The following is an 11,307-nucleotide window of genomic DNA, read 5'->3' as shown; positions in this document are numbered from 1 at the left end:
ATATGTTTAAGTTTCTTGCAACGCCTGACCTTGGACTCAGGCAGCTCTGGTTTTTAGGAGAGATTTTGATTCAGTCTCCAAGAGAAGACTAAATCTGATTGACTAGTATTGGCTAATAGAAGAACAGCTCATCAGCCTACAGCTATTTTCCACACAACTATGTCCCTCCCCGAATGGACGATCGCCGTGCGCTGAGCAGGATCATTTTCGTGAACCGGAACAATTTACGCAGGCAGAATCCACCAAGAGAATACGATCCAACAAGATATTATACAATAGAGCCACCTAATTACTTTCTGATAGGGTGGCAGCCGTCAGCGCGATTGCCGGTCCTGACCAACGACAGAATTGCTGGCATGCTGGACACCCACAGACTGATGGTTGATCGCATCAGCTGACACGTATCCCAGTGCAGTGGCGCCTAAACACAGGATCAATGAAAAGGCGATATTGAGAAAGGCGCGCCCCAAAGCACCATCACGAGCGAGATCAACGGTCTGGAGGCTAAAGGACGAGAACGTCGTATAGCCTCCACAAATCCCTACCATGACGATCAGCCGGATCTCGTTTGAAGCGGGGAAGCGGGCATGAGCTGCTGTCAGAGCGCCAAAGAAAGCGATGACAAAGGAACCCGTCATATTAATGAGGATTGTGCCCCACGGCAGCCGCTGGCTCCATGAGAGTGTCAAAAGACCAGCGTAGTAACGGAGCAATGTTCCCATCGCCCCCGCAATGGCGATCCACACCGGGGTAAGAAAGCCAGACGTCATTGAGATATATCCTCCAAGCCCGCATGCGCAGCCGCCGCGAGCGTTCTTTTCAAGATTCAGTGGTGAGTCAGGATTGGCAGGGTGGCGTGGGCAAACACATCCTGCGTTGCACCACCAAACATCCATTCAAGAAAATGCGGTCGGGTATAAGCCCCCATGATGAGGAGATCCGCATCAGCGGCCAAGGCATGCGCACGAATTTGTTCCCCCACGTCACCGTCGATCCTGAATCTGTCGACAAGGAACTTTACGCCCCGTTCGGTGAGGGAATTGGCGAAATCAGGAAGATCGGTTTCGGCACTATCACGCTCACCGATGATGAAAGTTACGCACTCGGCGGTTTCCAGAAGAGGCATGGCAGCTGCTATGGCGCAGTCGAGCGCGCGAGAAGGGTGCCATCCGATCACGGGCCGTCGTCCGACGGAGGCATAGTCCTGAAGGGGAGCGACAACCAGAGTAGCTTTCGCGTCATAGAGAATGCCCGCGAAGGCGTCTGTCACATAGGTTGGCTCACCCCGACGAGGGCGGCCATGAATGACGAAATCGGCGTTTCGGGCTTCCTGAGCGGTAACTTTGCGCACGTCCCCCGAGATTTCCATCCATTGCCTATCGGGTTGGTATCGTTCTTCGGCTTGTGACGACCCCATCCACGCAGAGGCTATTTCACGCAGTCTGTCTGCGCGTTCGTTTTCCTCGCGAGCAAAGCGTTGCTGCTCCTCCGTGGAGGGCATCCCTTCATCGGGTGTCTGGAACGCGGGATCACTTTCCAGACGAGGATGCAGAATACGAATACGATCCGCATTAAGTCGCTCGGCCAACGCTCCTGCTGTCCGGAGTGTAAAGAGCGCAGTATCGGGTCGATCCAGAACAATCAGAAGGCGCATGACATCATTCTCCCGCAACGGTCGATAAGGGAGCCATGCGATAAGGAAAAGAGAACAGGACAGATTCCTCCCTTGCAGGCCCGCAGGGTAGGAATCATCAGCTTCCACGAGAGAAGCGGTTCGATCACTTTATCAAGCGATCAGGCAGAATCCATTGCCATTATTAATATCATCAGTGACTGACAGAACCTGTCAAGTGTTGGAAGGCATAGTTGCTGAAAATATCCTCACGGATGCAAACAGCGGCAGGCAGAGCGTAACTTCATCAATCACTATAGCACATGCCATCCAGCAGTACGTACAACGCTGCCCGAACCGGCTCAACCCCGACTTTTTCTTCCAGCAACTGATTACTGATCGCCAGCATGGCGAGACCATGCATCTGTGCCCAGCTTGCCGCTGCCAGTGCCTGAATGGCGACGGGACGGAAACTGCCATCCTCTTTCCCCTTTTTCAGAACTTCCAGAAGGATTCTGAATGTATCCATGGCCGCGTCATGAAGTTGCGGATCGATCGTTTTATCTGCATCGGAACTGAACATCAGACGATAAAGACCGGGGTTTTGACATGCAAATTCAATACAGGCCTGCGCTGTGACCGTGAATTGTGCACGCGTGGAAGGCAGTTCCAAAGACATAGCTTCCGTCATGGTCTCTCCAAGCCTGACGAAGCCGATCCGTGCCAGTTCCCGAAGCAATTCCTCCCTGTCACGGAAATGTTTGTAAGGGGCTGCATGACTGACACCCGTGCGCCGTGCCACTTCCCGGAGAGTGAAGGTCCAGTTCTGGTCTGCGGCCAGCATGGCAAGCGCCGTGTCGAGCAGAGCCTGACGCAGATCACCGTGATGATAAGGGCGCTCGTTGGTTTCACTCATTCGTGAGGTCCATGTTTACAGAAGAAACTTTCATTGACACCAAAACGTCATGCTCCATATCCTGCCCACATAAGTTTCTTCTGTAAACATGGAGGACGCAATGTCCAATATCACGCCTACCGAGCTGCACCGTATCCTCGACCGCCAGCGCGCTGCGTTCCTACGCGATGGGCCACCCAATCTGAAACAGCGGCGCACCGATCTACGCCGCCTAAAAGCCGAGATTCTGCGGCGGCGGACTGAGATCGTGCGTGCTCTGAAAACGGATTTCGGTCAGCGCTCCGAACGGGAAAGCGCCATTGTGGAACTGATCCCGCTGGTGCAATCGATCAATTATATGATCCGGCATGTGGGGTGTTGGATGAAGCCGGAACGTCGCCACGTATCGGCCTATTTCCAGTGCGGTCGTGCCTGGGTGGTCCGGCAGCCTGTGGGCGTCGTGGGCATTATCGCCCCGTGGAATTATCCAGTCTCGCTGGCCCTAGTGCCGCTGGCGACAGCAATCGCTGCCGGCAACCGGTCCATACTCAAACCATCGGAATTCACACCGGCCACATCAGCAGTGATCGGCGAGATCGTTCAGGCCGTCTTTCCGCCGGAGCAGGTTTCCGTCGTCACGGGAGACGGCGAAGTGGGCGCGGCGTTCTCGGCTCTGCCCTTTGATCATATCCTGTTTACTGGCAGCACAGCGGTCGGAAAGAAGGTTGCTGAAGCGGCGGCGCGCAATCTGACCCCCGTTACCCTGGAACTGGGCGGCAAGTCTCCCGTGGTGGTGGAGCCCGGTTTTTACATGCAGCGAGTGGCAAACCGGGTAGCATTCGGCAAGCTGACCAACGCCGGACAGACCTGCATCGCGCCGGATTATGTGCTGGTTCATGAAGACGACAAAGATGCTTTTGCTGCGGCGTATCAGGAGAGTGTGAAAAAACTGCATCCAGATGGGTACGCAAGCTCCTCGGATTATACTGCCATTCTCAATAAACATCATTACGAACGGCTGAGCAGTCTGATCGACAATGCCGGAACACAAGGTGCGCAAGTAATCCGCTTGGGAAGCGATTCAGCGCCGGATCATGTGCTGGCCCCCGTGCTGCTACTGGATGTGACGCCGCAAATGGCGGTGATGCAGGAGGAGATTTTCGGCCCGGTCCTGCCGGTTCTGACATACAAAACTCTCGATGAAGCAATCGCCTTCATCAATGCGCGGCCTCGACCTCTGGCATTGTATTATTTTGGCGACAACCGAGGTGAACGAGACAAAATTCTGAATCGCACGATTTCAGGAAACGTGACGATCAACGGCACATTAATGCATTATGTGCAGGACGATCTGCCGTTTGGCGGCGTGGGGGACAGCGGCATCGGCGCGTATCACGGCAAGGAGGGCTTTATGGCGCTCACTCACCTTCGTGGTGTTTACAAGCAGGGTCTCCTCAATGCAGCAACGCTGCTTCAGCCACCGTTCGGAAAACTCACCGACGCCATCACAAATTTTATGCTGCGATGACAACGCGCGTTCTTCTTATTGGCGCCACCGGCCTCGTCGGACGTCTCGTTGATGTGGAGTTGGCCACGCGTTCCGACACTGCCGTGACCAGTCTGACACGTCGGAAAGCATCCGCCACTGATCGTGTCATTGATTTCGAACGTCTGTGTCATGCGCCAGAAATGACCTTACAGGCTCAAGCCCCTTCCGAAATCGATGTGGCGATTTCCTGTCTGGGAACGACCATCCGGGCTGCCGGATCGCAAGCAGCGATGTTTCGCGTCGATCATGATTACGTCCTTGCGTTCGCCAGAGGAGCGCATGCGCTTGGTGCGCGTCAGTTCATTCTCGTCTCTTCTGTGGGCGCTGGTGGTCCTGGTTTTTACCTCAGGACCAAAGGTGCGATTGAACGCGACGTCAGGGCAATCGGTTTCGACCGCGTGGACATCATACGGCCCAGGCTGTTGCTGGGCCATCGTGCAGAAACACGACCGATGGAAGCGATCGGCCAGCGACTGGCCACTTTGTTGTCACCGCTCATGGTCGGAAAGCTTTCCGGATATGGCGCGATTGACGCTAAAATTGTCGCAAAGTCGATTGTCGAACTCGTTAGTCAGGTGACTGGTGGATACCGAACATATGGCAACGCGGACCTGCACTGCATCGCCAGTCAAGCGGCCAATTTATGAGTATGACCGGCACAGTCCCATCGAGCATCTGCAAAGCAAAGACGCATCACTCACAGGCCGTCCCTTTATCGGCAAGCCTGTAATCACGACGTCCCGCTCAGTTCAATAAACTAATAGCTTCTAGCTCTCCAGTGTATCGATTGACAGGAATAGAGAGGCCAATGTTTTCCCGAAATGTTTCATACTCATATTCCTGTCGAAATAGCCCACGTTCCTGCAAAATAGGGATGACATGCTGAACAAAAAGCTCCAATTGCCCCGGTAACGGTTCAAAGAGAACAAAACCATCCGCACCGCCAGTTTCAAACCAGTTTTGCAAAGCATCAGCAACCTGCGTTGGTGTACCAACAAAATCACCACGAGGTGTAGCAAGCTCAAGAGCAATCTGTCGGATACTCAGCTTGTCTTTTCTGACACGCCCCAGAATACGTTGTGAAGCACTCTGATTGCTTTCATTGCCAATCTGCTCCACTTCAGGAAAAGGTCCGTCGAGATCATACTGCCTGAAATCATGATCATTGAATGAACGCGAGAGGAAACCAAGACCCGTATCTATGGAGGTCAAAGAAACAAGCTCCTGATAACGTGCTTCAGCCTCTTCCTCCGTTAAGCCGACAATAGGTGCTGCGCCGGGCAGAATGAAAGGCAGATCATTCTTCCGACCCAATTTATGTGCACGAGATTTGAGATCGGCATAATAAAGACGCGCTTCCTCCAGATCAGCCGGGCCGCAAAACACGACTTCAGCATGACGTGCAGCAAAATCACGTCCGGTTTCTGATGCCCCCGCCTGAAAGATGACCGGCTGTCCCTGAGGCGATCGGTCAATATTCAACGGCCCACGGACCTGAAAATAAGAACCCACATGATTCAGTCTGTGCAGTTTTTCAGGATTGACGAATACACCAGCGGCCTTATCACCAACCAGCGCATCATCTTCCCAGCTATCCCATAGCCCCTGCACGGTTTCCAGATGCTCCGCAGCGATACGATAGCGTTCACTATGGGCTGGATGCTCCTTTCGGCCAAAATTTGCCGCCGTATCACTCAACCACGACGTGACGACATTCCAACCGGCTCGACCGTGGCTGATATGATCAAGAGAGGCGAATTGTCGTGCCACATTGAACGGCTCCGTATAGCTTACACTCAGCGTTCCAACGAGACCTATATGATCGGTAACAGCAGCCAATGCTGATAGAATGGTAAGCGGTTCGAAACGATTGAGGTAATGTGGGCTGGATTTTTCATTAATCGACAGACTGTCAGCAACAAACAGAAAATCAAATTTTCCTTTTTCTGCAAGTTCAGCCTGTTTGCGATACAAAGAAAAATTCGTGCTGGCTCGCACGTCCCGTTCCGGATGGCGCCAGTCATCCCATGTCCGTCCGACGCCATGCAGAATAAAGCCAAGTTTGATCTTGCGTTTCTGAGTCATGTTACAGCTTTTCAAAACAGAGGATAATCAGGCAGCATCAGCACGTGAGGATTCCTCACGTTTCCTTGCCGTCCATCTATTTTCCGGAACAGAAAGGCCAAGATGGCCTCTTAGTGTTGTTCCTTCATATTCGGTTCGGAACAATCCCCGCTTTTGAAGAATTGGAATGACCCGTTCACGAAAAAGTTTGAAGTCTCGTGGGTTGGTTACGCGAATATTGAAACCGTCTGCAGCACCGCCCACAAACCAGCGTTCGATCTCATTGGCGACTGTGTCCGGTGATCCAACGAAACTGAGACGCCAGCCTCCATATCGCTCTGCGGCCTGCCGCAACGTCAGTTTGTCAGCAGCCACTCCACGCAGAATACGCTCTGCGTGACCTTTATAACTATTCAAGGTCAGATTGCTGATATCCGGGAATGGAGCATCAAGCGGATACGGCCGAAAATCATGATAATTGAAGGCTCGACCAAGAGCGACAAGCTTTTTATCTATATCCACTTCTCCTTCCCGCTCATGAGCTATCTTACGGGCTTCTTCATCTGTCTCGGCAATGATCGGAGCAATACCGGGAAGAACGTGAATGGCATCAGGATCACGGCCTATCGCTTTCGCTCTTGTTTTGAGATCCGTGCAATACGCCAGAGCCGATTCAAAATCCTCTACTGCGGCAAAAGTGCCATCCGCAATCTGTGCCCCCAGTTGCCGCCCAGCATTGCTGTCACCAGCCTGAAAAATAACAGGATAGCCCTGAAGTGAGCGACTGAGGGCTAAAGGCCCTGCAACGGAGAGGAATTCACCTTTATGATTGAGAGCATGCTGCTTTGACTTATCAAGAAAAACATCGTTTTCCTTGTCATAAGGAAAAGCATCCTCCTCATAGCTATCCCAGAGACCTTTCACGACATCAACAAACTCTTCTGCCCGCTGGTAACGCACACCATGATCAAGATGTTTGTCCTTGCCATAATTGCGTGATGCGCCTTCAAGTCCAGTAGTCACTACATTCCAGCCGGCACGTCCTTTGCTGATATGGTCGAGCGAACCAAACAGGCGTGCAACGTTGTAAGGCTCCCAGTACGTGGTGGTGAGTGTGCCCACCAGACCAATACGCGACGTGGAAACTGCCAGAGCAGACAACAACGTCAGCGGTTCCAGACGGTTGAGAAAGTGTGGTGCGGTATCTGGTGTAATAAATGGACTATCGACAATGAAGACCAGATCGAACTTGGCTTCTTCTGCAAGCCGCGCATTGTGAATGTACCAATCAATATCGATGCTTGCGTTCGGAGGCAATTCCGGGTCGCGCCATTGACTGAAGTCCGTGCCCACACCAGCAAGAATCGCACCAAACTTAAGCTGACGCTGTCTGATAGAGCTCATGAAACTCTCCCCTGAACGATAGGGGATGACATTGGCAACCGGTTTCACTTTAGGATAACGAGAAATATTAAATTGATAAATATTGCATTTAAAACAGTCACTATCGATTACAGGATATTGAATAAGAAAAAAGGAAAACTTGTTATTAAGAAACGATTTCCCATGGGAAAATCTGACACCAAGTTATCTCACGAGGTGTTCTGGTGCATTTGGCCCTGTTTCTGACTCTGTCTGGTCTGCATCTTGGTGGATGGCGACATGCTTCATCTTCAAATGCCGATCCTATGGACATCAGGGCCTATGTTGCCCTCGCCTGCAAGGCGGAACGTGCGGCTCTTGATATGGTTTTTGTTGCCGACAAGCTGGCGATTGACGCCAATTATGGAGGATCCATTGAAGCAACGGTAGCCAGCCGAGCTGTCGGATCACCAGAGCCTCTGACACTGCTTTCTGCTCTATCCGTCCTGACGGACAGAATTGGTCTCGCAGGAACGATTTCCACGACCTACACAGAACCCTATCACGTTGCCCGCATGTTGGGCGCAATCAACCATTACAGTCATGGGCGGGTGGGATGGAACGCCGTTACTTCTGTCAGTGACAGTGAAGCTCGCAATTTCAGTCGTAAAAGCCACCTGGAGCACGCAGAACGTTATGACCGTGCCGCAGAATTCATCGAGGTGGTGCAATCACTCTGGAAAAGCTGGCACCCGCACGCCATTGTACGGGATCGGGCGAAGGGTATCTATGCGCTCACGGATCATATCAATCCGATTTACCATAAAGGAAAACACTTTCAGATAGAGGGTCCCCTCAATATCCCAACATATCAGGAAGCTGCTCCCGTTCTTATTCAGGCTGGCGTTTCTGAGCGCTTTTCGGATATTGCCGCTCGATATGCAGAAGTTATCTTTCCGGTTCTGACAACACCGGCTCAAGCACGTAATTTTGTCTCTCATTTCCGTCAAAAAATAGCGTCTACAGGTCGTGAACCCCATATGGTCCGGATTCTTCCCGGCTGCGTGCCTATCGTTGCGGAAACGAACTCTCGGGCTGAAGAGCTTCAGGTAGAACTGGATGCGCTCATTCATCCACTTGCAGGTTTAACCTTCATGTCAGGAAGCATGAATCATGATCTTTCTCAGTATCCTAAAGATGAATTGATTCCCGACCTCGATTCTGAAATCCGGGGAAGCCGAGGCCGTTTCCTGCCCCTGATTACAGATGCAAGAACACGAGGTCTCACACTGGAACAGATGGCGCTATCCTATGCCAGAGATCTGTCCTTCCCCACTTTTGTCGGTTCACCCACGACTATAGCCGATCAGATGATGTCGTGGATGGAGGAAACTAATGTGGATGGTTTCACGATCATTCCTCCCTACTGCCCAGCTTCAGACGATCTCTTCTTCGAAGCTGTTGTACCGGAGCTTCAACGTAGAGGGGCATTTCGTAGGAATTACGAAGGAAAAACTCTCCGTCACCACCTGAGACTTTGAAGCAGAAGAATAAATATCCCTCTCATATCTTCCTGACAATGACCGTCGACGCAGCCCGATTTTTATAGGAAAAGACCATGCTGCAAAAAGATCTTCTTCTATCACGCTCTCTTGGTTTTTTTATCTTCGCCACCTTTGCAATGTCTCTCCCGGAAGACACTCTCATTGCCGCCTCAGTTCATGCTCATCCGAACGCCAAAAAGGAAGATCACAAAGATGCAGTCGTGCCGCAAGCTAAACACAAGATATCGTCTATCACTAGTTCTGCATCAGAAACCATTACTGTTCATTCCGGAGGAGTGAGCCGTGCTCTGAGAAATACGGTCAATAGTGGGTCTCTCGGAAGTCGCTCCGCATTCGATACGCCATTTGCCGTATCCTCAGTCAGCTCAGCGACAATTCAGGCACTTCAGGCTACTGACATCAATGCTGTTTTTGCTCAGGATTCCTCGGTCACGATTGCCAACAGTGGTAATGGCGCGGCATCAGGAGCAAGTTTCAAGATTCGAGGACTGGCTGTCGATTCACTGAATGGTTACAAAGTGGACGGGCTGGCCATTCCATACTGGTCAATCGATCTGCCAGTCGAAAATTTCGAAAGCATCCAGATGATCAAGGGGGCCTCGGCCTTCATGTATGGTTTTGGTGCTCCGGGAGGAGTAGTCAATTTCGAAATCAAGAAGCCTCATGATGCCTCAACAGTGTCGCTGGAAGCAGGCTATCGATCCGATGCCGTCTTTCGACAGATGTTTGATGCTGGAGGGACACTCGTGGATCAGGGACGTCTGCGTTATCGTTTTTCGTTCGTCAATGAAATAGGCAATTTGTTCAATGGCGGTACCATGCGACGTGATGGTGTAACGTTGGCGTTTGATGGGAAAATAACTAACTCCCTCAAATGGGAGGCCAGCATGTTTTTTATGAAAACACTACAGGAAAATATGATTAATACGCTTTCCATTGCTTCGAATGTCACTTCATTGCCATCCATCAGTGGACGAACGCAATTGGGTGCACGAGGAAGTTGGAAAACGAATGATATGAAAGTGGTCACCGCCGGACTGACCTGGGATATCAATCCTGACTGGCACTCCCGTCTGTCATATCGCTATTCCGTTCTGGATGAAGATTTTCCCGGCACAATCATGACATTCACGGACAACAAGGGAAGTTATCACGATAACGCCTTTTTTATTCAAAGACAGTGGTGGTATAATCAGATTCAGGAAGTGACGGAAGGTCATGTCGATACAGGCCCGTTCAGACACGACCTAGTTGCAGGCATATCGTGGGAACGTCAATTGTATGACACAGATGCCAACGCAACAACAAATACAGTCATTTCCACTGGAAATATCTTCAATGATATTCCCACATTATCCGGTCATACGCCAGCAGATTTCTATCATCCCCGCTTGTATCACTATATTGACTACCAGCAGATCGCTCCATTCCTGAGTGATACCGTTACCTGGCGAAACTGGTCCCTCCTCGCTGGATTCCGTTATACTTGGTATAATGAAAATGATTTTTCTCCAGATGGTACAAAGACAGCCAGTCATAGTAATACGCCCGTGACACCGGTCTTTGCTCTGACCTACAAGATAGATTCAGGACTGAATGTCTATTTCAGCTATATCCGCGCAATGCAGAGCGGTGGACAGGCCGGAAGCAGTAACGTCAACAGGAATGAAGTCTTTGCGCCCACGGAGAGCAGCAATTACGAACTTGGGGTGAAAATTGCGCGTAAACGTTGGTCTCTGACGGGAGCTTTATTTCGTCTCGATAGCGGCACTGGTTATACAAATGCGCAAAATTATTACATGCAGGATGGGCTGGCGCGTTATCAGGGTGTGGAAATAAACGGAGCGTTCGCCATAACGCCGCGTCTGACACTCTCCGGCGGCATTACCTACCTTTCTGCTCTTTATCAGAAAGCCTCTGTATCGATAACAGGAAATCATGTTGAAGGGACAGCTCCTTTACAGGCGTCTGCCCAGCTTCATTACCGTATCCCCCATGTCGAAGGCCTGAGTCTGGACGCTTATTTTCGTTACGTAGACTCGATGTATGATGGAGCAGCCAACACACTGGCGCTTCCTTCTTACCGGATCTGGGACATCGGCGCCAATTACGTCATGCCGGTCGGTAAACATCACATGACCTTCAGGGGAATGGTGCGAAATCTGGGTGGCCAACGATACTGGACAACCTACGGCAACATGGCAGCACTCCCCGGAGATCCAAGAACGGTCTCTCTCAGTGCTCGGATAGATTTCTGAAT

General features: G+C 51.3%; 9 protein-coding genes and 1 riboswitch. Of the genes, 4 read left to right on the top strand and 5 right to left on the bottom strand.

The window, feature by feature from the left end; translation table 11 throughout:
- Positions 1–314: 314 nt before the first annotated feature.
- The 3 genes from crcB to ABF824_RS08885 all read right to left on the bottom strand — a co-directional run bounded on the left by crcB (position 315) and on the right by ABF824_RS08885 (position 2,528).
- Positions 315–770, bottom strand: coding sequence for a fluoride efflux transporter CrcB (gene crcB, locus ABF824_RS08895; RefSeq protein WP_415488166.1), 456 nt, complete (start codon positions 768–770; stop codon positions 315–317).
- A gap of 56 nt (positions 771–826) precedes the next feature.
- The gene (locus ABF824_RS08890) at positions 827–1,654 is read right to left on the bottom strand and encodes a universal stress protein (protein ID WP_415488164.1); all 828 of its coding nucleotides are present in this window, start codon (positions 1,652–1,654) and stop codon (positions 827–829) included.
- An 81-nt stretch (positions 1,655–1,735) separates the two neighbouring features.
- Positions 1,736–1,822: riboswitch (Fluoride riboswitch) on the bottom strand.
- A gap of 97 nt (positions 1,823–1,919) precedes the next feature.
- Positions 1,920–2,528 carry a TetR/AcrR family transcriptional regulator gene (locus ABF824_RS08885; RefSeq protein ID WP_415488162.1) on the bottom strand — a complete coding sequence of 203 codons (609 nt, stop codon included), beginning with the start codon at positions 2,526–2,528 and terminating at the stop codon, positions 1,920–1,922.
- Positions 2,529–2,628: 100 nt separating this feature from the next.
- Between ABF824_RS08885 and ABF824_RS08880 the strand changes: the two genes are divergently transcribed.
- A complete protein-coding gene (locus ABF824_RS08880; protein WP_415488160.1) occupies positions 2,629–4,035 on the top strand; it encodes a coniferyl aldehyde dehydrogenase in 1,407 nt (468 codons plus the stop codon).
- Entirely contained in the window at positions 4,032–4,703 is a 672-nt protein-coding gene (locus tag ABF824_RS08875) for an NAD(P)H-binding protein (protein WP_415488158.1), read from the top strand. Before ABF824_RS08880 ends, ABF824_RS08875 begins: the two co-directional genes overlap by 4 nt.
- Positions 4,704–4,800: 97 nt before the next feature.
- Here the strand turns inward: ABF824_RS08875 and ABF824_RS08870 are convergent, their stop codons facing one another.
- Both ABF824_RS08870 and ABF824_RS08865 read right to left on the bottom strand, forming a co-directional pair.
- Entirely contained in the window at positions 4,801–6,141 is a 1,341-nt protein-coding gene (locus ABF824_RS08870) for an LLM class flavin-dependent oxidoreductase (protein WP_415488156.1), read from the bottom strand.
- 27 nt (positions 6,142–6,168) lie between these two features.
- On the bottom strand, positions 6,169–7,524 hold the full coding sequence (locus ABF824_RS08865; RefSeq protein ID WP_415488154.1) for an LLM class flavin-dependent oxidoreductase: 1,356 nt from the start codon (positions 7,522–7,524) through the stop codon (positions 6,169–6,171).
- Positions 7,525–7,727: 203 nt separating this feature from the next.
- Between ABF824_RS08865 and ABF824_RS08860 the strand changes: the two genes are divergently transcribed.
- Complete coding sequence (locus ABF824_RS08860; RefSeq protein ID WP_415488152.1) at positions 7,728–9,023, top strand: NtaA/DmoA family FMN-dependent monooxygenase; 1,296 nt, start codon at positions 7,728–7,730, stop codon at positions 9,021–9,023.
- 77 nt (positions 9,024–9,100) lie between these two features.
- Positions 9,101–11,305, top strand: coding sequence for a TonB-dependent siderophore receptor (locus ABF824_RS08855; RefSeq protein ID WP_415488150.1), 2,205 nt, complete (start codon positions 9,101–9,103; stop codon positions 11,303–11,305).
- Positions 11,306–11,307: the final 2 nt, after the last annotated feature.

This window comes from Acetobacter sp., assembly GCF_047721705.1.
In the GTDB taxonomy this organism is placed as follows: Bacteria; Pseudomonadota; Alphaproteobacteria; order Acetobacterales; family Acetobacteraceae; genus Acetobacter.
The sequence above is the reverse complement of the archived record's forward strand: the minus strand, read 5'-3'. Positions and strand labels throughout refer to the sequence as shown.

Coding starts and splice junctions, on each gene's coding strand:
- crcB (WP_415488166.1), bottom strand. CDS start 770: ATGACGTCTGGCTTTCTTACCCCGGTGTGGATCGCCATTGCGGGGGCG.
- ABF824_RS08890 (WP_415488164.1), bottom strand. CDS start 1,654: ATGCGCCTTCTGATTGTTCTGGATCGACCCGATACTGCGCTCTTTACA.
- ABF824_RS08885 (WP_415488162.1), bottom strand. CDS start 2,528: ATGAGTGAAACCAACGAGCGCCCTTATCATCACGGTGATCTGCGTCAG.
- ABF824_RS08880 (WP_415488160.1), top strand. CDS start 2,629: ATGTCCAATATCACGCCTACCGAGCTGCACCGTATCCTCGACCGCCAG.
- ABF824_RS08875 (WP_415488158.1), top strand. CDS start 4,032: ATGACAACGCGCGTTCTTCTTATTGGCGCCACCGGCCTCGTCGGACGT.
- ABF824_RS08870 (WP_415488156.1), bottom strand. CDS start 6,141: ATGACTCAGAAACGCAAGATCAAACTTGGCTTTATTCTGCATGGCGTC.
- ABF824_RS08865 (WP_415488154.1), bottom strand. CDS start 7,524: ATGAGCTCTATCAGACAGCGTCAGCTTAAGTTTGGTGCGATTCTTGCT.
- ABF824_RS08855 (WP_415488150.1), top strand. CDS start 9,101: ATGCTGCAAAAAGATCTTCTTCTATCACGCTCTCTTGGTTTTTTTATC.